Genomic DNA, 22,044 nt, shown 5'->3' on the forward strand with positions numbered 1-22,044 from the left:
TACTCTCAGTAATGCTATAGTCACATGCAGCTATGGAAATCATCAGCGGGTTGCCCAGGCACGTGGCTTGCGTGATGGACGGAAACGGGCGGTGGGCGGCGCAGCGATCGCTGCCGCGCACCGCAGGCCACCAGGCGGCGGAGGCCGCCGTGATCGACATCATCGAGGCGGCGCGCTCGGCCGGCATCAAGTGGTTGAGCCTGTACGCCTTCTCCACCGAAAACTGGCGGAGGCCGGCGGGCGAGGTCGACATCCTGATGAGGCTCGTACGGCGGGCCATCCGCAAGCACGCACCGGCGTTGCACGCGCGGGGCGTCCGGTGCAGGTTCCTCGGCATGTCCGATCCGCGGATCCCAGCGCCCCTGGTCCAGGACATCACCGATCTGATGACGCTGACCAGCGACAACAGGCACATGACACTGACGGTGGCCTTCGATCACGGGGGACGCCGCGACATCGTGGCAGCCGCCCGTTCGCTGATCCACGCCGCCGTGCCGGCCGAGCAGGTCACCGAGGCCACCTTCGCCCGGCATCTCCCCTACTCCGACACGCCGGATGTGGACCTGGTCATCCGCACTTCCGGAGAGCAACGGATCTCCAACTTCATGCTCTGGCAGGTCGCCTACGCCGAATGGGTCTTCCCACAGGTGCTGTGGCCCGACTTCCGCGCCACCCACCTCTGGGAATGCCTTGAGATCTACCGATCGCGCCAGCGCCGGTTCGGCGATGTCGGCCGGTCCACCGCCACCACGGGAGAGGAATCTCGATGACCCAGACCATCGCGGAGGAGAGCGCCGACATCTTCGGCGTGGACTCGATGCTGCGCCGCCTCGTCAACGATCCTCGGTGGGGCCTTGCGGTGATCCGCGCCACGGTGCTGGAAGCCGCGCACCCGCAGATCGGCGCAGCGTTGATCGAGAACTCGACGTTCGTGACCCATCCGTGGCGGCGGCTGCGCAACACGTTGGCGAGCACGCAGCGAGTCCTCGACCCGGATCATCACGTTCGCAACCGCGAGACTTCCCGCCTCAACCGCCTGCACGCCCGCATCTCGGGCACTGACCCGCAAGGCCGCCGCTACGACGCGATGGACGCCGCAGCCCGCGCCTGGGTGGTCGCGACCCTGTTCGAATCGACGGTGACGATGTACCGGCTGAGCGGCGAGTCGCTCGACCGGGCCGCGATGGAACAGCTCTACGCCGAGTTCCATGCGTTCCTGACCCTGCTCGAGGGCAACAGCGACCACCTGCCCGCGACGTTGCAGGAGTTCTGGCCCTACTACGACGACATGATCGACCATCACCTGGAGAGCACCGAGGCGGTGCGGGTCATCCTCTACCGGCTCTTCGCCAACGTGCCCGCCCCGCCCCTGCTGCGCGGCCATCCCTCGGTGTGGGCCGCGGCCCGAGCCGTGGCAGGCCCGGTGGCCGCCGCGATCACCATCGCCTCGCTGCCGGAATCCCTGTGCCGACGTGTCGCCCTGCCCGACCTCCCGGGGGCGCGGGCGCTCATGCACGGGGCCTACCTCACCGCCGGGCTCGCCATCCGCCTGCTTCCGGACGGCTGGGTGCACGTCGGCTCGTTGATGAGCCTGCTGGACCCCGACCACTCCGGTGCTTCCGGACCATGGGGGACCGTACGCCGCAAGGCGGAGCAGGCCGCGGCCCTGCTCCGGCTCATCACCCCGGCTCCCGACAAGGTCGGCCAGGCCGCCCGCTCAGCCGACCGGTTCTTCGCCGAGGTCCTCGACCAGACCGGCGACGGTCACCTCGCCTGGCCCGACCTGGCGGCCATGGCCAGAGAGCTCGCCACCCGGCTCGACCTGGACGAGCGGGACGAGGAGCGGCTCTACAACGCCTACGCCGCCTGGTGGCGCGATCTGCAGACCAATCTCGACACCGACGGCGACGGGCGTGTCACACGGCAGGAGTACGCCGCCTCAGCCGCTTCGCTGCCCAGCCCAGGGCTGGTCAAGGTCGCCGACGTGCTGTTCGACGTCACCGATGTCGACGACGACCAGGCGATCGACGCCCAGGAATACCAGCGGTTGTTCCGCACGGCGTTCCACCGCGACCTGACCGGCAGCGCCGACAGCTACTCGCGCAGCGCTTTCGTCAGGCAGTTCCTCTCCTTCATGTCCGGGCAGCAGCACTCCGTCGCCTACGACTCCCTCCTGTCCTAGAAGGCGGTCAGCGCAGGCGGGACTCGATGGCCTCGATGATCCGTGGCCGCAGTTCGGCGGCGCGGATGACGGCGTCGACGGAGCCGACCTCGACCGCGCGCCGGATGTCGTGCACGCGGTCGAACTTCGCGGCCACCTCGCCGAGCTTCTCCACGCGGACCGACGAGCGGAGCTCGTCGAGCTCCGCGGTCAACGCGGCGCGGTCGGTGCCGGAGGCGGCCGCGATGCGGGCCTCCAGGTCCCGCACGCGCGGGTCGGCCGCCGTACGGGCGTCGACCTCGCCGGAGAACACCACCGCGGCGGCGGGGGCGCCGCCGAGCACCGAGGCGAACGACCCTTCCAGCGCGAGCACGGTCATGTTCGGGTTCAGCGCCTTCGAGAAGACCACGAACGCTCCGCCGTGGTACCGCGAGATCACGCAGAACACGATGGGCCCGCGGAAGTTCACGATCGCGCGGCCGATCTCGGCACCGTACTCCAGCTGCAGCTTCCGCATCGACTCCGGCGAGCCGTCGAAGCCCGACAGGTTCGCGAGCACCACCAGCGGCCGGTTGCCGCTGGCCGCGTTGATCGCCCGCGCGGCCTTCTTCGACGACCGCGGGAAGAGCGTGCCCGCGGTGTAGGCATCCGGGCCGTCGGTGGGCGGGAAGCCGCGTCGCGGCACCGACCGTGACTCGATGCCGAGCAGGCACACCGGCATGCCGCCGAGATGCACGTCCTGCACCACCGTGGTCTCCGCGTCGGCCATGCCCGCCCAGCGTTCGAGCACCGGATGGTCCTGGTCGGAGAGCGCCCGCATCACGGTCCGGATGTCGAACGGCTTCTTGCGGTCCGGGTTGGCCTCGGCCGAGAAGATCTCGCCGACGGTGGTGAAGTCGCTGCCCGCCAACGCATGCGGGAAGTCGGAGATGTCACGGTCGACAGGGTCGGTGGTCGTCGCCCGCCGCGGCGCGTTCTCGCCGGGTGCGACGTACGTGTGGTCGTAGTACGACATCAGCACGTCCCGGGCGGCGGACAGGTCCGGCGCCCAGTACTGCGCCTGCCCGTTCGGGCCCATCACCCGGTCGTAGCCGCCGATGCCGAAGTTGTCCTCGGCCGAGACGCCACCGGAGAAGTCGAGTGACTGCTTGCCGGTGAGCACCATCGCCGAATCCGGCGTCATCACGAGGATGCCCTTGGTGTGCATGAGCATCGTCGCCTCGGCGTTCCAGTACGGCTGCGCGCCGACGTTGATGCCCGCGACCACGATGTTGATCTCGCCGCCGTCCTGGGTGAACTCGACGATCCGCTTGAGGGCCGCGGCCACCCAGTCCATGTTCTCGGTGCCCGACTCCATGGAGATCCGGGCGCCGGCGGAGAGCGCGTACCACTCCAGCGGCACCCGCATCCGCTCGGCCAGGTCCAGCGCGGCGATCACGCGGCGGCACTCCGGCTCGGACAGCGCGCCGAGGGACTTCGTCGGGTCACCGAGCAGCACGACCCTGGTGACGCCCTCCGGGTATCGCCGGGTCGGCGTGCTGACCACGCCCGCGACGATCGCCGCGGTGTTGCGCCCCTTCGGCCGATCGACCGGCACCAGCACGTGCTCGTCGTCGAGGTCGTACTCGACGAAGTCACCCAGCAGGCCGGTCAGCTCGTACGGGTACACCGTGTTGCGGCTGCTCGCCCGCAGCACCTTCAGCCGGTAGTCGTCGACCGGCTCCACCGGCTCGTCCGACGGCTCGCCGACGGTCAGCTCCGCTCCGCCGGTGGCGTCGAAGGAGATGCGTACGGCGATCTTGGTCAGCTCGCCGGTCTTCCGGTCGCGCTGCCGCGCGATGAACAGGATCTCCTCCAGCCCGGCGCCCACGGTCGTCGGCCGCACGCGCCCGGCGATCATCTCCATCTCCGCCCGGGTGAGGTCGCTCGGCGGCCAGACGTAGACCACGATCCGGTTGGTGTTGAAGCGCTTCTTCGACGGCCGCCGCGACTGCGCGCGGCGGATCGAGTCGAGGCAGGTGGCGATGGTGTCCTCGACCGTCGGCAGCGCGACCAGTCTGCCGTCGTGCTCGCGCAGCTCGGTCAGGTCGCGCACCTGCGCGAACGCGACGAGGCGGTCGTCCGACGGGTTCTCCCGCGCCACGCACTGGAAGAGGTACACCTCCTCGTCCGACGACGGCAGCCGGGTGAGGTCGAACTTGCCCAGCCGCTCGATCTGCATCCGCTGCGCGATGTACGGGTGCAGGCCGCGGATCAGCCGCTCCTCGGTCATCCCGGCGGCCGACGGGCGGAACGTGAAGTGGTGGTGCATCACCGCGCCGCCCCTGCCCGCGACGGTGGCGGTGAGCCTGCGGACCTGCTCCGGCAGCGGGTGCGCGCTGACGACCTCGTGCAGCGCGGCCGCCATCGCGTCGGAGTCCTCCGGCTGGTTCTCCCAGCCGAGATAGATGTCGGCGTCGATGGCCTGCTCACCGCTCGCCAGCTCCGCGAGCCCGCGCAGCGCGCCACCCAGCGCCTCGAAGCTCACCGCGGAGGAGACCAAGCAGGAGCCGGCGCGCTCGGCGACCACGAACGTGCAGCCCGCGACCTCGCTGGTGCGGACGCCGGTGAGACCCTTGTTGCCGTAGTAGCGCCGGGTCAGCACCTCCAGCATGACCGCGTTGTCGAGGTCGTCGCGGACCAGTCGCTGGCCGAGCAGCCGCACCAGCGGCTCGGTGGTGCGTACCATCTCGGCGATGCGCTCGGCGCGGTCCGGCGCGTCCGGGTGCGCGTCCAGATGGCGCAGGTGCTTGCGGACGTCGGCGTAGACGCGGGCGCGGTTGCGGCGCAGCAGCGGCCGGCCGAACCAGGCGAACACCACGCCGCGGGCGAGGTCGGAGACCACGGGGAAGCGGACCTGCGTGGCCGCCAGCAGCCGCTCCAGCGCGAGACCGGCGCGCTCACGCAGCGTCTCGTCCGGCGGCGGCTCCCGCAGCCACGCGCGCAGCAACGTCGCGACGACCGTGGCGTTGGCGGAGGCGCGCTGCTGGGCGAGGAAGATCCGGAACACGCCGGCTTCGAGCTCGGGCGAGCGCTCCAGTGCGGTGACGCCGTAGTGCCCGAGCGCCTTGGCGAGCTTGCCCTGGAACGCCTCCGGCAGGCCGGCCCGCTCCACGTCGAGGCTCTGCAGGTAGGTGTGGAAGTATTCGCGGGCGCTGTGCACGTGGCCGGCGCCGCCGTCGTCGCCGGCCGGCCGGTTACGGCTCAGCTCGGCGAGGTCGGCGAACACGTCGACGAGTCGGAGCTCCTCGGCCAGCGGCCGGTGGCCGTCCTCGGTGGCCGCCCGGCGGGCGGCGAGGTATTCGTCGAGCACCCGGCGTTCGTCGTGCGGGTCGACGTCGAAGCCCAGCAGCAGGCTGCGCAGGTCCTCCTGGCCGCGCGTGGCGCGCTCCCGCGCCGGGATCCTCTCGGGCGCGGCGGGCAGGTCCAGCTTGACGGAGCCGGCGGCCGAGGTGCCCTCCGCCTCGGCGCCGTCGGCGAGCGGCTCGAGCCGCAGCAGCGGTGCGCCGGTCTCCACCTGGCTGCCCACGGTCACGGCGCATTCCTTCAGCCGCGCCTTGAACGGCGCCCGCAGCACCGTCTCCATCTTCATGCTCTCCAGCACCAGCACCGGCGCGCCCGCCTCGACCTCGGCGCCGATCTCCAGCGGCGTGGCGACGACCAGCGCGGGCGCGGGCGAGCGGACGACGCCGCCCTCGTCGCGGCTGACCCGGTGCGCCACGCCGTCCACCTCGATCAGGTGGATCGGCCCGTGCGTGCCGGTGAGGATGTGGTATCGGGTGCCGTTGACCACGATCTGCCCGGTGTGCCGGTCGAAGCGGTCGAGCTCGACGTCGGCGGTGCGGACGGCGTCACCTGCTTCGAGGCCGACCCGGAACCGGTGCGCGCCGACCCGCGCGACGCGCACCCGGTAGGCGACGCCACGCAGCTTGAGGTCCAGCGGCCGGCCGCTCTCGTGCTGCACCTGCGGGCGCCCGCCGAACGCCGTCGACAGCAGCCGCTGCCGCTCGGCGCGCTCCTCCTCCTCGTACGCCTCGATGGCGGCGACCGCCAGCGCGACGGCGGAGTGCCGGTGCGAGACGAGCCTGCCCTCGCCGCGGACGCGGTCTATCCAGCCGGTGTCCGCGCCGGCGTCGATCACCTCGGGCTGGTCGAGCAGGTCGAGCACGAAGCTCTTGTTCGTCGCGCCGCCCTCGATGATCACCTTGGTCTGCGCCATCGCCCGGCGCAGCCTGCCGAGCGCCTCGTCGCGGTTGCGGCCGTAGGCGATGATCTTCGCGATCATCGAGTCGAAGTCGGCGGGGATGGTGTCGCCTTCGCTGACGCCGGTGTCGACGCGGATGCCCGGCCCGACGGGCAGGTCCAGCCGCGCGATGCGGCCCGGGGAGGGCGCGAAGTCGCGGTCGGGATCCTCGGCGTTCAGCCGGGCCTCTATGGCGTGGCCGCGCTCCACCGGCGGCTCGCCCTCGAGCCTGCCGCCGGACGCCACCCACAGCTGGGCCCTGACCAGGTCGAACCCGGTGGTGATCTCAGTGATCGGGTGCTCGACCTGCAAGCGGGTGTTGACCTCCAGGAACGCGAAGATCTTGTCGCCAGGGTGGTAGAGGAACTCGACGGTCGCCGCGCCGCGGTAGCCGACCGCGACAGCCAGCCGTTCGGCCGACGCCTTGAGCTCGGCCGCCTGCACGGGGCTGAGCACCGGCGACGCCGACTCCTCGATGACCTTCTGGTTGCGCCGCTGCACCGAGCAGTCGCGGACGCCGAGCGCCCACGCGGTGCCCTCGCCATCGGCGATGACCTGCACCTCGACGTGCCGGGCACCGGTGACCAGCCGCTCCAGGAACACGACGCCGCTGCCGAACGCCCGCGCGGCCTCCTGGCTGGTGCGCTCGTAGGCGTCGGCGAGCTCGGCGTCGTTCGTGATCACGCGGATGCCGCGCCCGCCGCCGCCCGCGGTCGCCTTCAGCATCAGCGGGTAGCCGATCTCGGCCGCCGCCGCCAGGGCCGCGTCCAGGGTCTCCACGGCGCCGCGGCTCCACGGCGCGACCGGCACGCCGACCTCTTCGGCGATCAGCTTCGCGCCGATCTTGTCGCCGAGCTTGCGCATGGCGTCCGCACTCGGTCCGACGAAGGTGACTCCGATCTTCTCGCACAGCTCCGCGAAGGCGGGGTCCTCCGCGACGAAGCCCCAGCCGACCCATGCGGCGTCGGCTCCGGTCTCCACCAGCGCGCGCTCCAGCACCTTCAGATCGAGGTACGGGCGGGCGGACGCGGGGCCGAGCTCGTAGGACAGGTCGGCTTCACGGACGAAGGTGGCCGTGCGGTCGACGTCGGTGTACAGGGCGACGGTCTCGATCCGCGTCCCGGTCTCCGCGGCGATGTCCCGTACGGCGTGGATGAGCCGCATGGCGGCCTCACCCCGGTTGACGATGGCGACACGACGGAACACCCGACCAAGCCTTCCTGCAGACGAACGATGCGCGCGCCGGGCCACAGCTACTCCCGGCACTGTCCACCTTTCCGTCTACCGGCCGGAAGCGCCATGTAGCTGACATCGCATGCTCGGCGGCTCCAGTTGTAGAAACCGATCAAAGACCGTCGGCCGTCCGCGCCCGAACGGGCATGCCCGAACAGCGCAGCGGCGCCCTTCAAAGGCCCGTCACGCCTATTACCGATCAGGCGAAGCGCTGGCCGACACTTTGCGCAACGCACCGCAAGTGGCTGACATCGGCCGTTCATCCTCGATTCATGACCGGCGACCGCATCCTGTGGCCCGCTGGGGACAGGGTGGGGGAACCAGGCATGTCGAACAGAACAGTGGACTCTGTCGTTTCGGGGAAACCTGAATCCCGCGCGATCGCGCGGCTCGAGATCGGCATGATCGTCGGCGGCCTCGCCGGAATCACCTTCCTGCTGCCCCATGGGCTGCTCTGGGGCGACGGCGGATTTCGCTTCATGTACCTCTGGAGGCTGCTGGCCGAGCGACACCTGAGCGAGGAGAAGTACTCGCTGATCGGCCCCCTGTTCTCCACCCCGCTCTGGCAGCTGGGCCTGGTGTACCGGTCGCCCGAATGGTGGTGCGAGAAGTACAACGCGCTGGTCTTCGCCACCGGGTTGTTCATCTTCTACTGGATGCTCCGCGACCACGTGCCGCGCCGCCTGCTACGCCGCTTTCTGCTCCTGCTGACCTTCGCCTCGATGTTCTCCAATCATCTGCTCTTCTACTGGGGCGAAGTATTCACCGCGGTCCTGGTCGGCATGGGGACCGTCTTTCTGGTCACCACCCGCCGCGGATGGACGGCGATCGTGCTCGGCGTCGCCAACACCCCCGCCACCCTGCCCGCCATGATGCTGTTGACCGCCGAACGCATAGTGGCCACGCGGCGACTGCGATCGGGGCTGGCCGTCGCCGCGGCCGTCGCGGTCGTCCTGCTCGAAGCCTGGATCCGCAGAGGCAACCCCTTCGAGACCGGATACGGGGACGACAGAGGGCCCAAAACCATCATGCCGTTCTCCGGCCAGCCCGGACTCAGCTATCCGATCTTCTTCGGGCTCCTGTCGCTGCTGCTGTCATTCGGCAAGGGACTGCTGTTCTTCGCACCCGGCCTGTTCCTGCCCGTACGCCGGAGGATCGCCGCCCTCCCCGGCCGCGCGGGCGTGGACCTGACGGCGCTCTACCGGATGTGGATGGCGTTCGTCGTGGGCCTGGTCCTGCTCTACTCCACCTACTGGTCGTGGAGCGGTTCGACCTTCTGGGGACCCCGCTACCTGCTCTTCGCCGCCATCCCCGCCTGCCTTGCACTCGCGGTCCGCCTGCACCGGCAGGACCCGTCGATCCTGACCAACGCGATCACAGTCCTGGCACTCGGCCTTTCCCTCTGGGTCGGCTTGAACGGGGCCGTCTTCGGCGACGCCCCCGCCCGCGAAGTCTGCCTGGAGCCGGCCGGCCTCTACATCTTCGAGGCGCCGCTGTGCTACTACACGCCCGAGTTCAGCGCTCTTTGGGTCCCGTTCATCCATGCGCAGGAGCTGACCGTCGGTCAGCAGATCTACCTGCTGTACGGGCTCTGCGTGGCCTGCTATCTGATCGCTCCCCCACTGCTGGCCCTGGCCCGGCAGGTGCTCGCCCGCGCATGGCTCCTGGCGTACGGCGACCGCCACCGGGCTCCTCTGTCCAAGGCGCCGGCGGCGGAAGGCCGCTGTCAGTTGGTCACCAGCGGCGGGATAGCGATCACCCGTCCCACGACCGACGCGACGAGACCCACGCAGGGGATCAACATCAACGCATAGGGGCAGTCAGGCGGACGCCGAGAGGCGGATCACCTCGACCCAGCCGTCCAGAAGGACCGGGCCGGCGGCGTACGGAACCAGCAGCGTGTCTCCCCGCCGGAGCGACAGGTCGTCCTTGTCGCCGATCAACCTGCCCTCTCCGGCCACCACGACCAGCACGCTGAAGCCACGTTCCAGGCGTTCGCCGCCATACAGGCGGCGAGCGGCGAAGAACTCGTCCGCGGCCTCGGGCAGCAGTCGCGCCGGAGTACCGCGGAGTCCGTCGAGGCGTGATGGCGTCCAGGCGCCGCGGTCGACGCACTGCAGGGCCAGGTCGTAGCCGAGGCCGAGGTGGCCGCCGGCAAGGCCGAAACCTTCGTACTCCAGCAGCACCGAGAAGTCGGTCGGCTCCTGGACCTCGACCAGCAGGATGCCGTCGCCGATCGCGTGCGGCAGCCCGGCCGGGCAGAGGATCGCGTCGCCGGCCGCAACCGGGATCTTGTTGGTGGCGGCGAGCATCGCCTCAGTCTTCTGCCCGTCCACCCAGCCGGCCAGCTCGGCGGCCTCCACGTCACGGGCAAAACCCAGATGGACGTACGCGCCGGGCCGCGCGGAGACGATCACCCATGCCTCGGTCTTCCCGTACGGCGAGGCGAGGTGCGCGGTGGCGAAGCGGCGGTCAGGGTGCACGTGCAATGGCAGCCGCTGGCCGGCGTCGAGCAGCTTCACCAGCACGCCGGTGTCGGCGCGTTCTGGGCCGAGCCACCAGCGCGGGTCCGCGGCGATCGCCTCGGCCAGCACGCGGCCGTCGGCCAGGGTGGACAACCCGGATGGGGCGAGCCCGAACCTGGAGGTCACCGAGCCCACCCAGTCCTCCGGGCGGTCGGGCAGCCCCGGCATGTTGCGGAACTCGGCGATCCCGCCGGCGCCGCGATAGAACGTCTCGGGCTGGTTGGCAGGCAGTACCTCGACGGTCATCGACGTCCCTTGAGGGCCAGCTCGGCGAGGAAGCCACCGACGAACGTGTCGCCGAGCCCGACGGTGGTGGGATTCTGGACGTCGAGTGCGAAGCCGGGGACACAGTCGACAGTCGTCCCCATGCGCGAGCGCAGCGCCGCCGCGAAGGCGACGGACTCGGGCCGCCGGGCCAGTCGGCGCACGCGCTCGACGTCCTCCTCGCTGAACTCGTCGCCGTGGCAGTAGCGGGTGGCGGCCATGACCGTGCCGGTGTCGAGGGCGTCGGCGTAATCGCCTGCGCCGAGCGCCGCAGCCCAGTACTTCGTGTGCAGCACCAGCGTCGGCACCGGGACGAGCTCGTGCACCGCCGTGAGCGCCTCCGCGACATCCTCGGCCGAGAGCAGGTCGACCGGGCGCCCGATGTACGACTGCAGCTCGTCCTCGTTCATTCCGTACACGTTGATCTCGTCGAGCAGCGCGTCCCGGACCCGGCGGCTGAAGGCGGGCTCATGGTATGCCGCGTCCTCGAAATAGACCACCGCCCCGTACGGCAGCTGCCGCATGTGCTCTTTCAGGGCGGCTAGCCTCTCGTCGAGCTCCGCCTCGTCGCGCATGGCGTTGAATCCGGAGATCAGAAAGATGTCCGCCCTGCCCAACCGGTCGCCGAGATCGTCGGTGAGCAGCATGGCAGCGTTCGCCGAGTCGTTGACGTAGATCAGGCGGTTCGGGAACGGCGCGACGATGTCGATGTCGCCCGCCCGGACCCGCAGGCCCTTGTCGTACTGGACGATCAGGTGTGGATAGAAGGTGTCCCCGGCACCGCTGTTGATGTACTCGCAGTCCGCCGGCAGCAGCCGGCGGAAGGTGTTGTTGACGCTGACCAGGTGCAGTGTGGATGGCACGCCGAGCCGGCTCATCACGATCCCGGCCCGCACCGAGGTGCCGCCCAGAGTCTCCCGATGCGGGAAGCGGTTCGCGAAGGTCGACAGCGCCGGGGCGGAGGCGACGAAGTGTTCACCGCCTCCCCCGCGGGCGACGTACCCGAGGATCGACACCACGAGGTCCCGCTCACTGGTCACCGTGGCCGGCGACGTCAGCTCCGCGGCCACGATGCCGTACTCGGCGACAAGCTGTTCCAGGACGCTGGTGGTCAGCTTCAACTCGTAGTCGACGCAACCGCCGAGGCCCAGGACTGTCCGGGACGCGTCGGCCATGTCAGTAGAGCGAGCCCTTGCCGGCGGCGCCGAACAGCTCGATCTTCTGGGCGGCGACCACCTTCATGGCATCGATGCAGGCGGGCTGGATGGCGTTCGGCTCGCGCATCTTCCGGTCGTTGCCCAGCACCTCGCGCATCTTGTCGTGGTAGGCGACCTTGATGTCGGTGGAGATGTTGATCTTGTTGATGCCGATCCGCGCCGCCTCGCGGATCTCGTCGTCCGGGTTGCCGGAGCCGCCGTGCAGCACCAGGGGGATCTGCACCCGGCTCTTGATCTCCTTGAGCAGGTCGAGCTTCAGCTCGGGCTTGAGGTGGGCCGGGTAGAGGCCGTGGAACGTCCCGATCGCGACGGCGAGGCTGTCCACGCCGGTCTGCTCGACGAACGTGACCGCGTCGTCAGGGTCGGTGTAGATGATCTCGGCGGCGCCCGCCTCGGCGTAGCTGTCGTTCCCGCCGATCGTGCCGAGCTCGCCCTCCACCGACACGCCGAGAACGTGCGCGGAGTCGGTGACCTTCTTGGTGATCGCGATGTTCTCCTCGAACGGCTTCAGCGACCCGTCGATCATCACGGAGGTGAAGCCGTACTGGATCGCCTGCAGGATCTGCTCATAGGTGGCGCCGTGGTCCCAGTGGATCGCGATGGGGACGCTCGAGTTGTGCGACCGCTCGACGATGCCGGTGATCATCTCGCGGCCGATGTGCCGCACCTCGTCCGGGTGGATCCCGACGATCAGGGGGGCGTTCGTCTCCTCGCTGATCTCCACGATCCCCTTGAACATCGCCCAGTCGCTGATGTTGAAGGCGGGCACGGCGAAGCTGTGTTCGTTGGCGACGTCCAGGATCGCCTTGCCGGTCGTCAGCATTTGTGCGTTCTCTCCTTTTGCGTGCTGGGTGTGTCAGGCCTTGACGGCGCCGGCGGTGAGCCCGCCGATGAACCGTCGCTGGAACAGGAGGAAGAGGAGGAGGACCGGAATGGACCCGAGGATGCTCATCGCCATCATCTGGTTCCACTCGTACGAGTGCTGGCCCATGAGCAGTTGGATGCCGATCGGCACGGTGCGCATGTCGTCGGTACGGGTCAGAGTGAGCGCGAACAGGTACTCGTTCCACGAGATCATGAACGTGTACACGCCGACCGCGATCAGACCGGGCACCGAGATCGGCACCAGGATCCGCCACAGCGCGGTCCAGCCGGTGCCGCCGTCGACCTTGACGGACTCGTCCAGCTCTCGTGGCAGCGTGTTCAGGTACGCGGTGATCATGATGATCGCGTACGGGAGGGTGAACACCATGTGCGTGAGGATCAGGCCGGGATAGGTGTTGTACAGCCCGAGCCCGACGACGAGCCCGAAGTACGGGATGACGAGCGTGATCGGCGGCACGGCCTGGACGCTGACGATCACGGCGTTGATGGTCTTCTGGAACGGGAACGTGAAGCGGCTGAACGCGAACCCGGCCAGGACGGCCACCAGCAGCGTCAGGATGGTCACCGCGAAGGCGACGATGTAGCTGTTGAGGAAGTACCGCAGCTGGGTACCGTTGCCCAGGATCTCCCAGTAGGCGTCGAACGAGAAGCTGTTGGTGATGAGCTTCGGCGGATTCTGGAAGACTTCTCCGTTGCTCTTGAACGAGGTGGACAGCAGCCACAGGACCGGCAGGCCGGCGAACAGCCCGCCGATGACGAGGCCGGTGATGACGCCGGCCTTGGCGAGCGTGCGACGGGTCTTGATGGTGGTGGCCATGCGTCTCACCGCTCCCTTTGCTGGCGTACGTAGAAGAAGGCCAGGATCATCGTCAGCAGCAGCACGATCACGGCGGCGGCGGACGCGGTAGCGAACTCGTACTCGCTGAAGGCTTGCTTGTAGGTGTAGGTGCTGAGCATCTCGGTGGCGTGCAGCGGCCCGCCGCCGGTCGTCATCCAGATCAGTGCGAACTGCTGGGATGTCCAGATCAGGTCGAGCACTCCCATGCTGACGATCACCGGTCGCAGTTGGGGCAGCGTCACGTGCATGAACCGCTGGAACCAGTTCGACCCGTCCATCGCGGCCGCTTCGTACAGGTCGTTGGGGATTCCCTGCAGGCCGGCGAGCAGGCTGATCATGAAGAACGGGTAGCCGGACCAGATGTTGACGAACGTGACCGCCCAGAGCGCCTTGCCCGGGTCGCCGAGCCAGTTCACGCCCTCCTGAATGAGACCCAACGCGTGCAGCACGTAGTTGACCACGCCGGACGGGTCGAGCAGCAGCCGCCAGATGACGGCGATCACCGCGATCGTGAACAGCCAGGGCAGGATGTAGACGATCCGGAAAACGGCCTTGGCGACCCCGCCCAGCAACTGGGTGTTGAGCATCATCGCGAAGGCCAGGCCGAGGACAAGGTGGGCCACGGTGCTGACCGAGATGAAGATGGCGGTGTTCTCCAGCGCCGCCAGGAAGTCCGGGTCGGTGAGCACCTTGGTGTAGTTGGCGAACCCGGCGAACACCGGGTTCTCCTGGACGATCACGTTGTCCTGGAACGAGTAGCTGATCACCATGACGATGGGGACCACCATCAGGACCACGATCAGAAGCACCGTGGGGGACAGATAGCCGTACGGGATCAGGCGCCGGGCCAGGGTAGAGCGGGTCCGGCCGGGTGTGACCCGTTCCTCGGTGGGCGGCGCCGTCTTCGGTGCCGTCATGGATGTCATCGCTTTCTCCTTGATCGCGCGCCGCGCCGGGGGACCGGCACGGCGCCCGGGCGGGCTACCCGATCACCGAGGACCAGGACTCCTGCGATTTGGCGAGGGCGGCGTCGACACTGGTCTTGCCGGTCATCACGAGCTGGAGCTGCTCGTCGAAGCTGCGCATCAGGTCCTCGGACTTGGGCAGGCCGACGAACTCGTTGGCGGGGTAGCCCTGCTGGTAGATGTCGAAAGCGGTCTTGAACAGCGGGTCACTGTTGCTGAAGTCGGGCTGGGCGTTCTTGTTACCCGGGAAGCCGTTCGCGATCGTGCTCAGCTTCGCGTTGGTCTCCTTGCTGAGCAGGTAGGACACGAACTTGAACGCCTCGGCCTTGTGCTCGGTGGAGTCGGAGATGCCGATGCCCCACGACGCGTACGGGATGCCACGCTTGCCGGTGTAGCCGTCCTCAGCCGGAAGGGCCGCCACCTCGAACTTCAGATCCGGCTTGTTCTTCTTGATCAGGTTGATGTGCGCGAGCGAGTCGATCATCATGCCGACCTGGCCGTTGATGAACTTCTCGACCTTGTCCTGCTCTTTCATGGTGAGCGAGCCGGGGGCGATGACGCCCGCATCGTTCAGGCTCTTCACGTACTCGACCACGCTCTTGACCTGCGCGCTGGTCAGGTTCGGCTTGCCGTCGGCCAGCATGCTGCCGCCGGACGCCCAGAGCCAGGACATGACGTCGTTCTGGATACCGTTGGGGACGGCGCTGTCGAGCGGGAGCGCCCAGCCCTTCACGTCACTGCCGGACGCGCTGATCTTCTTGGCCGCGTCGAGGAACTGGGTGCGCGTGGTGGGCACCTTGGCGACGCCGGCCTTGGTGAGCAGGTCCTTGTTGACGAAGAGCGGGTAGACGAAGTTGACCACCGGGATCATGTAGGTCTTGCCCTTGACCTGCACCTGACTGGCGAGCTCGCCGGCGTCGTACTTCGCGTCGGCCATCAGCTTGGACAGATCGGTGATTGCGCCCTGCTTGGCGAAGTCGTTGACCCAGGCGCCGTCGAGGCCCACCACGTCGGGCAGGGTCTTCGACGCGGCGCCGGTGATCAGCTGCTGCTTCGTCGAAGCGTACGGCGCGCTCAGCAGCTTGATCTTGATTTTCGGGTTCTGTGCGGTGAAATCGTTAATGATCTTGTCGAACTCCCCGGCCGGGAGCTCAGCCCCCCACCACTGGGCGAACTCCAGCGTCACGCTGCCGTCCGAGGCGGTGTCCCCCGAGGCGCCCGAGCCGCACGCCGCCACGAACGCGACCGTCGCAGCCGCTGTCGCTGCCCCTATCACTCGTCTCACCCGGGTTGCACCAACCGCCATGACGGGCTCCTTCTATATCGAGATCTTTCCGCCCTCTGCCGTGTTGGCCGTCACGTTAGCAGCGGGTTACGGACTCAAACAAGAGAAGAACAGCAAAAAGCTGCGAAGTACGGCATACTGTGGAGCCATGACGCATGATCTGGCATTCCGTCGCAGCCCTCTGAGCTGTAGGGGCCCCAGCCGTTACCGGCCTCCGGTCGGCCCTGCCCACTCTTGCGACTCTTGGCAGCTCTATGCGGCAATCAGCTCAGAAGGCGCGGACTTGTGGCATACTGCCGCACTGACAAGGGGGAATCAGTGAGCGTTGACAAGGACGAGCGGCAGCGCCACCTACCCGCCGGGCGCAAAGCTCAGCTGGCTGCGTACGTGGCCGACACCGGCCAGGTCACAGTGGGCGAGCTGGCCGAGCGCTTCGGCGTCTCCATCGACACGGTGCGACGCGATCTCGATCAGCTGGCCGCCGAGGGCATCCTCGTGCGTACATATGGCGGCGCTGTCAGCCTGTCCACGGTCTCCCGCACCGACCGCGCCGTCGACCAGCGGCTTGCCGTGCAGGAGCAGGAGAAGGAGAAGATCGGGGCACTGGCCGCGACGCTGGTCGAGGACGGCTCGACTATCATGATCAACGGCGGGACGACCACCCTTGCGCTCGCCCGCAGTCTGGGCCAGCACCGCGACCTCACGGTGGCGACGAACAATCTGCTGGTGCCGAGCGCGCTCCCGCCTACGGCCATCCGCGACATCTACGTCTTCGGCGGCGCGGTGCGCGCGCTCACCCTCGCCACGATCGGCCCGGTCAGCTTCCGCGCCAATACCGGCGCCGAGCTGGACATCAGCTGCGATCTGGCGCTGATCGGCGTCGGCGCGGTCGCCGCCGACGCCGGCTACACGACGAGCAACCTCGCCGAGGCCGCGATGATGCAGGAGATGATCTCCCGTGCGGCCCGCGTGGCGATCCTCGCCGACTCCTCCAAGTTCGGCCGCCGCCTGTTCGCCCAGGTGTCGGAACTCGGCGCGGCCGACTACCTGATCACCGACACCGCACCGCCACCCGACCTGCGGGGCGCCCTTAAGGCGAGCGGCGTGGAGGTGCTCACCCCCGTGGCCAAGCCCTAGCGCTCAGAAGAGCTTGTCAGACCGCACCGGACGTCAACCCGACCGGACAGGCCACCCCGGTGCCGCCGATCCCGCAGTACCCGTTCGGCACTTTGAAAAGGTACTGCTGGTAGTAGCGCTTCGCTTCAGGCAATAGGTGCACGACCTAATGAGCCTTGGATCGATACTCAGCCCACGCGTCAACCGCCTCTTGCAGATCAAGAGCGGCAACGTCCTCACGCGCCATCCCGGCCGTGTAGATCAACCGGTCCGCAAGCCAGTCTGGAACCGGTTCCCTTGGAGGTGCTTTCTCCACGCGCATGTGATCGGACAGCGCGCCGAGGCGTTCGATCACCTGGCCGAGCTGGACGATCTCGGGACGGTCTGTGCCCGCCTTGCGAACCCTCGCCGTCGCCTCCGCGTACACTTCCGCGTCGGCCCGCTCACCGACAGCCCAAACCTCGCAGATCTCCACCGACTTGTCCTCGGTGATGCGGTAGACGACACGCCAGGTGTTGCGACCGACCACCAGCTTCCGGAAAGCGCTCAGTTCCCCGCCGAGCGGGTAGCCGGCTTCGGGGTTGTCCAGCAGGAGGAGGATCTTCTTGAGTACCTTGGGCACCGCGTCTGGGCCAATGCGCCGAAGGTCGTCGACCGCCGGCGCCGTGAAGACGACGTCGGACACGATTCACTCATCGTCCGGTATGGCGGACAGCGACTCGCGAGTATGCCCGAAAGCGGCAAGCACCTCATCGAGCGAGACCCGCTCCCCCGTGTCCGTGACCGACCGGGCGAGCACAAGCGCCAGATCACGCAAATCAGCCGCCGCTTCCTCAAGCTCATTGAGCCGACGAATACTCACCACGGCCGCCACTGGCTGATGCCGACGGGTGACCACCAGATCGGTCCCCTGCTCCGCATCAGCCACCAGGCGGGCAACGCCTCGCTGGGCCGCCTCTGTGACGGTCAGCTCAGTAGGGTCGTGCAGAACAGCCATGCATCAACTGTACATCTTTCTGTATAGAACCGCGGCGCCCCTGCCCGAGCATCGCCTCACCCGTCGCCGGACGTCAGACCCACTGGACACACGACTCCAATCCCGCCGATGCCGCAGTACCCATTAGGAACTTCGCTCACGACCAGCCGTCCCGATCGACGTAACAAAGCTGCTCTCAGAGGAGCGCCGCCTGGATGCGCCACCGCCGGATGACCCATTCGGCCACGAGCAAATTGATCATCCACGCGGCACCCATGAGTAACGCCCTGGGGAGCCCCTCCGGCGCCCCGAGCATGAGAATCCAGGGCAACTGGGTGAGCGCCTGCGTGCCGGCCCCCATGCCAATGGCATAACCCCGGACCATCCAGGCCCGGTGCCCGGCAACGTCCCGCCGCCGGATCGCGACGAACCCGAGCACGATCGAAACGACCATCACCCCACCGAACACGAGCCTGAAGCCGAGCAGGAGACCGCCATCCCCGGGACGGCTATGGAACAGCGCCATCCACATACCTGTGAGCGCCGCGAGAAGCCCGGAGCCGACGAGCAGCCGCCCAGCTCTCCGATGCCAGCCGTTTCTGCGGCGCCGCAATCGAGGGACGAACTGAAAGGCCCCCAGGATGCTGTACGCACTGACGCTGACAATGTGCAACCCCAGGGGCAGAGGCGCCGCCAGGGCCGCGGTCTCCGGCATGATCGCGGGACCACCGGCCAATTCAGTCAGGCGTAGGGCACCTGCGATCAGGGGAATGAGACTGAGGGCGATCAACCCGGCAGGGACCTGCCACCCACCCCGCACGCGGCCGCGCGGCGAACGCGCGGATCGTACTGCCATGCTCTCGTCGGTCATGTCCTGATGGTGACGGCCGACGCCATGGGAGTTCTTCAGCCGAAGAGCCCGACCCGAGTCGTCCGATCGACCACCGATCAGTCGTACTTTCGGCTGAGATCGTCGCGATTGGCAGTCTCCGACCCCCACCACCTTCACGGTCGTCCCGCATGGCGTTTTCCACGTCCAGCAGCCGTCCAGAACACAAGACGCCGTCGAACCGCCGGACCGCCGGACCGCCCGCAAGAATCTCACCCAGTGAGGATGCAGCGTGGTTCAGAGGCGGCCGATCACACCTCACCGGAAGTCAGGCCGACCGGAGCTGGCTGAGTTCGAAGGCGATCCGTGCCATCGACCACTTGTGGCTGCGGCGCATGGTTTCGATCTGTACGACAACGTCGCCTGGGGTCGCGGTGGGGTGCCGGTGCGGCGTCGGGGGCCGGTCGACTAACCCGAGGTCGCCGAACTGCCGGGATCGATTCACCCATTTCGACGCCGTGGCGCTTCTGTCTGAACTTCTTGCGAGGTTTGCTTGCGGTTCTGCCGAATATCGGAGGTGTCGTCCGGGTTGTCGCGGCCAATCAGGTGGCCGACCGGACAGCCCCGACGGGGATCATCCTGCGGTTGAGCAGAGCCTCGAGGGCGCTGCGTTGCATGGTGCCGGTTAGGGTTTGAGCACGATCTTGCCGTGGGTGTGTCGGCGTTCGAGTTCGGTGTAGGCCTGGCGGACCTGCGTCAGCGGGTAGACGTTGGCGATCGGGACTTCGAGGTGTCCGTCGGCGATCAGGGCGGCCAGTTCGGCAAGTACCTCGACGCCGGGCCTGGCGTTGGTTCCGGGTTCGGTCTTGACTCCGTACCTCGCGGCTGCCGCGAAATCGGCGATGGTGTCGATCCGCTCGACTGCGACGCCGAGGGCAAGGGCCATTTCGACGTACCCGCCGCCATAAGTGTCGATGAAGGCATCGATGCCGCTCGGTGCGCCGGCCTTGATCCGGTCGGTGACGCCGTCTCCGTATGCGACCGGGATCACACCATGTGTTTGCAGCCACTCATGGTTGTGCTCGCTCGCCAGACCGATGACCGTGGCTCCGGCACGGCGCGCGAGCTGAACGGCGAGCGAGCCGACTCCTCCGGCTGCTGCGGAGATGACGACGGTCTCCCCGATGTCGAGTTGTAGAAAATGCACTGCCCGCCACGCAGTCACTCCGGCGACGTACAGGCCGCCCGCTACCTCCCATGAGATGCTGTCCGGCTTGGGTGTGAGGTTGTCGACGTCGACCAGGACCAGCTCGGCCTGTGCTGCCCGCTGCTCGGAGAACCCGATCACCTCGTCGCCGACCACGAATCGGTCGACTCCGGTGCCGACCTCGGCGACAACTCCGGCGAGGTCGCTGCCCTGCCCGGGCGGAAAGGTCGAGGGAAAGATGTCGGCCATCGCGCCGGTGCGTATGGCCGCCTCACCGGGGTTGATGCCTGCGGCCTTGACCCGCACGAGGACCTGCCCGCTCTCGGGCACTGGCCGGTCGACCTCGTCGACCCGCAACACCTCGATTCCACCGAACTCGTCGTATCTGACTGCCTTTGTCATTGTCTTGCTTCTCCTGTGGCGCGCGATGCGCGGCTGACGCCGAGAAGGGAATGGTTCGTGCCCGGTGTGACTGTTACCAGGGCACCGTTCCGGCGTCGTCGAAGAATCCGCCGGTCGGTCCGTCGTCGGGCAGGGTTGCGAGGCGAATCGCGATGGCCGCGCCCTGTTGTGGTGTGCGGACGCCTTGGAAGCCGTTGAGGTCGGTGGCGGTGAAGCCGGGGCAGGCGGAGTTGATCAGGATGTTGGTGTCGCTCAGTTCCTTGGCGTACTGGATGGTGAGGGCGTTGAGGAAGGTCTTCGATGCCAAGTAGGCGGCGGGAACCGGGCCCATGTCGATGCCGGGGGTGGTTTGCATGGAGAGCGAGCCGACGCTGCTGGACATGTTGACGATCCGCGGTGATGCCGAGCCGCGCAGCATCGGCAGCATCGCGTTGGTGACCCGGATGACGCCGATCACGTTGGTTTCCACGACGGCTCGCACGGTCGCGGGCTCGACCGTGGTCGGTGTCTGTGGCATACCGCCGGCGATCGCGGCATTGTTGACCAGGACGTCGAGCCCTCCGGCATGGCCGGCGACCAGCTCGGCCGCGGCGGCGACACTTGCGTCGTCAGTGACGTCGAGCGGCACGCCGAACGCATCGGTCCCGGCCGCGCGCAGCTTCTCGACCGCGGTGTCGCGGTGTTGTCGATCCCGCGCGCCCACACCGATTCGCCAGCCAAGGGCGCCCAGGCCTGCGGCGATCTCATATCCGATCCCCTTGTTCGCGCCGGTCACCAGCGCGATCGTACGTTCACTCATGCCGTCGATCATGTTGCGGACTCGGGTGGGCCGTCCAAGACCAGTCAGGTGGGCGGCGATACCGCACGGGTATCGGTCGTGGTCAGCGCCGAATACGATGAGCTGATGGAGACGCGGGAGTTGCGATACTTCGTCGCCGTAGCCGAGGAGTTGCACTTCGGGCGGGCGGCACAACGGCTCTCGATGGCGCAACCACCACTGTCGCGGGCGATTAAGCAGCTGGAACGGCGGCTCGGAGTCGTTCTGCTGCACCGTACCCCTCGCGCCATCGCCTTGACCGAGGCCGGGTCGGTGCTGCTACGGGAGGCCCGGCTCGCGCTCGACGCGGTCGAAGCCGCCGAGCGCCGCACCCGCCGCGCCGCGGCTGACCAGCCCGGTGTGGTCCTGGCCACCAAGGCAGGAGCGTCCAGGGAACTGTTGTCGAAGCTTCTGCACGCCTACGCCGCTGAACCGGGCGCCGTGGCCGTCGAGGTGATGCTGTGCGGACCGGGCGAGCCGGAAAGTCTGCTGCGCACCGGGCGTGCCGACGTTGCTCTGCTCCACCGGCCTTACGACACGACAGCCGGATTCGACACCGAGGATCTGCACACCGAACAGCAGGTCGTGGTCCTGCCCAAGGGTCATCCCCTCGCCAACCGGGCGCATCTGTCGTTGGTCGAGGTCAACGCCCAGACGGACCTGCCCCTGCCGCGCTGGCCCGGACCGGATGGCGGCCACCCGGACGGCCCCGGCCCGCAGGTGCGCGACCATACCCAACTGTTCCAACTGATCGCGCTCGGACTGGCCTGCGCCGTCGTACCCGAGTCGCTCCGAGACCAGCTACGCGACGACCATGCCATCGTGCCGGTGCCGGACGCACCGGCCGTCACGACCGTCATCGCCTCGCCGCCACACAGCAGATCCAAAGCCGTCGCCGACCTCGTCCGCACCGCGACCCGCCTGTAGCCGATACCTGGCGACAAGATCCGACCGCTCACGCCGGATTGGCGAAGTTCAGCCGTGACCACCACCGACGACAACGTCATGGCCAGCAACGTCTAGTGCGGTGACCACAAAGGTT

17 protein-coding genes and 2 pseudogenes are annotated in these 22,044 nt (G+C 68.1%); 5 read left to right on the plus strand and 14 right to left on the minus strand.

What is annotated here, in order from left to right; genetic code table 11:
* The first annotated feature begins 32 nt into the window (after positions 1–32).
* Together uppS and AB0H84_RS02695 are read left to right on the plus strand one after the other, a co-directional pair.
* Positions 33–770, plus strand: coding sequence for a polyprenyl diphosphate synthase (gene uppS / locus AB0H84_RS02690; RefSeq protein ID WP_357597068.1), 738 nt, complete (start codon positions 33–35; stop codon positions 768–770).
* The gene (locus tag AB0H84_RS02695; protein WP_357597071.1) at positions 767–2,182 is read left to right on the plus strand and encodes an EF-hand domain-containing protein; all 1,416 of its coding nucleotides are present in this window, start codon (positions 767–769) and stop codon (positions 2,180–2,182) included. Before uppS ends, AB0H84_RS02695 begins: the two co-directional genes overlap by 4 nt.
* Positions 2,183–2,189: 7 nt before the next feature.
* Here AB0H84_RS02695 and AB0H84_RS02700 read toward each other — a convergent pair whose 3' ends face one another.
* A complete protein-coding gene (locus AB0H84_RS02700; protein WP_357597074.1) occupies positions 2,190–7,649 on the minus strand; it encodes a carboxyl transferase domain-containing protein in 5,460 nt (1,819 codons plus the stop codon).
* 353 nt (positions 7,650–8,002) lie between these two features.
* On the opposite strand from AB0H84_RS02700, the gene AB0H84_RS02705 reads away from it, so the two are divergent.
* Positions 8,003–9,490 (plus strand): hypothetical protein, encoded by a 1,488-nt coding sequence (locus AB0H84_RS02705; RefSeq protein WP_357597076.1) that lies wholly within the window; start codon positions 8,003–8,005, stop codon positions 9,488–9,490.
* A 6-nt stretch (positions 9,491–9,496) separates the two neighbouring features.
* Here AB0H84_RS02705 and AB0H84_RS02710 read toward each other — a convergent pair whose 3' ends face one another.
* The 6 genes from AB0H84_RS02710 to AB0H84_RS02735 are packed head-to-tail and all read right to left on the minus strand — an operon-like array spanning position 9,497 to position 15,655.
* A complete protein-coding gene (locus AB0H84_RS02710; protein WP_357597078.1) occupies positions 9,497–10,447 on the minus strand; it encodes a class I mannose-6-phosphate isomerase in 951 nt (316 codons plus the stop codon).
* Complete coding sequence (locus tag AB0H84_RS02715; protein ID WP_357597080.1) at positions 10,444–11,640, minus strand: ADP-dependent glucokinase/phosphofructokinase; 1,197 nt, start codon at positions 11,638–11,640, stop codon at positions 10,444–10,446. The genes AB0H84_RS02710 and AB0H84_RS02715 overlap by 4 nt, the downstream gene beginning before the upstream one ends.
* A 1-nt stretch (position 11,641) precedes the next feature.
* Positions 11,642–12,505, minus strand: a complete 864-nt coding sequence (locus AB0H84_RS02720; protein WP_357597083.1) for a ketose-bisphosphate aldolase — start codon at positions 12,503–12,505, stop codon at positions 11,642–11,644.
* 33 nt (positions 12,506–12,538) lie between these two features.
* Entirely contained in the window at positions 12,539–13,384 is an 846-nt protein-coding gene (locus AB0H84_RS02725) for a carbohydrate ABC transporter permease (RefSeq protein ID WP_357597086.1), read from the minus strand.
* Between the two features lie 5 nt (positions 13,385–13,389).
* Positions 13,390–14,331 (minus strand): sugar ABC transporter permease, encoded by a 942-nt coding sequence (locus AB0H84_RS02730; RefSeq protein WP_357597089.1) that lies wholly within the window; start codon positions 14,329–14,331, stop codon positions 13,390–13,392.
* A 55-nt stretch (positions 14,332–14,386) separates the two neighbouring features.
* On the minus strand, positions 14,387–15,655 hold the full coding sequence (locus AB0H84_RS02735) for a sugar ABC transporter substrate-binding protein (RefSeq protein ID WP_357597092.1): 1,269 nt from the start codon (positions 15,653–15,655) through the stop codon (positions 14,387–14,389).
* A 318-nt stretch (positions 15,656–15,973) separates the two neighbouring features.
* On the opposite strand from AB0H84_RS02735, the gene AB0H84_RS02740 reads away from it, so the two are divergent.
* Entirely contained in the window at positions 15,974–16,792 is an 819-nt protein-coding gene (locus AB0H84_RS02740; RefSeq protein ID WP_357597094.1) for a DeoR/GlpR family DNA-binding transcription regulator, read from the plus strand.
* A 16-nt stretch (positions 16,793–16,808) separates the two neighbouring features.
* Here AB0H84_RS02740 and AB0H84_RS02745 read toward each other — a convergent pair.
* From AB0H84_RS02745 to AB0H84_RS02775, 7 genes and pseudogenes are all read right to left on the minus strand, one after another.
* Positions 16,809–16,916 (minus strand): annotated as a pseudogene (locus AB0H84_RS02745) (peptide-methionine (S)-S-oxide reductase); the annotation flags it as partial.
* A gap of 21 nt (positions 16,917–16,937) precedes the next feature.
* A complete protein-coding gene (locus AB0H84_RS02750; protein WP_357597096.1) occupies positions 16,938–17,456 on the minus strand; it encodes a type II toxin-antitoxin system RelE/ParE family toxin in 519 nt (172 codons plus the stop codon).
* Positions 17,457–17,459: 3 nt separating this feature from the next.
* Entirely contained in the window at positions 17,460–17,768 is a 309-nt protein-coding gene (locus AB0H84_RS02755; protein ID WP_357597099.1) for a type II toxin-antitoxin system prevent-host-death family antitoxin, read from the minus strand.
* Between the two features lie 175 nt (positions 17,769–17,943).
* On the minus strand, positions 17,944–18,618 hold the full coding sequence (locus AB0H84_RS02760) for a DUF2306 domain-containing protein (RefSeq protein WP_357597102.1): 675 nt from the start codon (positions 18,616–18,618) through the stop codon (positions 17,944–17,946).
* Positions 18,619–18,922: 304 nt separating this feature from the next.
* Positions 18,923–19,102 (minus strand): annotated as a pseudogene (locus tag AB0H84_RS02765) (helix-turn-helix domain-containing protein); the annotation flags it as partial.
* A gap of 159 nt (positions 19,103–19,261) precedes the next feature.
* A complete protein-coding gene (locus AB0H84_RS02770; RefSeq protein ID WP_357597105.1) occupies positions 19,262–20,185 on the minus strand; it encodes an NADP-dependent oxidoreductase in 924 nt (307 codons plus the stop codon).
* Between the two features lie 73 nt (positions 20,186–20,258).
* Positions 20,259–20,996, minus strand: coding sequence for an SDR family oxidoreductase (locus AB0H84_RS02775; RefSeq protein WP_357597108.1), 738 nt, complete (start codon positions 20,994–20,996; stop codon positions 20,259–20,261).
* 36 nt (positions 20,997–21,032) lie between these two features.
* Here AB0H84_RS02775 and AB0H84_RS02780 point away from each other — a divergent pair, with 36 nt between their 5' ends.
* Positions 21,033–21,929, plus strand: coding sequence for a LysR family transcriptional regulator (locus tag AB0H84_RS02780; RefSeq protein WP_357597111.1), 897 nt, complete (start codon positions 21,033–21,035; stop codon positions 21,927–21,929).
* Positions 21,930–22,044: the final 115 nt, after the last annotated feature.

Source organism: Nonomuraea sp. NPDC050786, from assembly GCF_040654115.1.
Lineage (GTDB): Bacteria > Actinomycetota > Actinomycetes > Streptosporangiales > Streptosporangiaceae > Nonomuraea.

What these genes read in the sequence shown, in the direction of transcription:
- uppS (WP_357597068.1), top strand. Translation starts at nt 33, where the DNA reads ATGGAAATCATCAGCGGGTTGCCCAGGCACGTGGCTTGCGTGATGGAC.
- AB0H84_RS02695 (WP_357597071.1), top strand. Translation starts at nt 767, where the DNA reads ATGACCCAGACCATCGCGGAGGAGAGCGCCGACATCTTCGGCGTGGAC.
- AB0H84_RS02705 (WP_357597076.1), top strand. Translation starts at nt 8,003, where the DNA reads ATGTCGAACAGAACAGTGGACTCTGTCGTTTCGGGGAAACCTGAATCC.
- AB0H84_RS02710 (WP_357597078.1), bottom strand. Translation starts at nt 10,447, where the DNA reads ATGACCGTCGAGGTACTGCCTGCCAACCAGCCCGAGACGTTCTATCGC.
- AB0H84_RS02715 (WP_357597080.1), bottom strand. Translation starts at nt 11,640, where the DNA reads ATGGCCGACGCGTCCCGGACAGTCCTGGGCCTCGGCGGTTGCGTCGAC.
- AB0H84_RS02720 (WP_357597083.1), bottom strand. Translation starts at nt 12,505, where the DNA reads ATGCTGACGACCGGCAAGGCGATCCTGGACGTCGCCAACGAACACAGC.
- AB0H84_RS02725 (WP_357597086.1), bottom strand. Translation starts at nt 13,384, where the DNA reads ATGGCCACCACCATCAAGACCCGTCGCACGCTCGCCAAGGCCGGCGTC.
- AB0H84_RS02730 (WP_357597089.1), bottom strand. Translation starts at nt 14,331, where the DNA reads ATGACATCCATGACGGCACCGAAGACGGCGCCGCCCACCGAGGAACGG.
- AB0H84_RS02755 (WP_357597099.1), bottom strand. Translation starts at nt 17,768, where the DNA reads ATGGCTGTTCTGCACGACCCTACTGAGCTGACCGTCACAGAGGCGGCC.
- AB0H84_RS02760 (WP_357597102.1), bottom strand. Translation starts at nt 18,618, where the DNA reads ATGACCGACGAGAGCATGGCAGTACGATCCGCGCGTTCGCCGCGCGGC.
- AB0H84_RS02770 (WP_357597105.1), bottom strand. Translation starts at nt 20,185, where the DNA reads ATGACAAAGGCAGTCAGATACGACGAGTTCGGTGGAATCGAGGTGTTG.
- AB0H84_RS02775 (WP_357597108.1), bottom strand. Translation starts at nt 20,996, where the DNA reads ATGATCGACGGCATGAGTGAACGTACGATCGCGCTGGTGACCGGCGCG.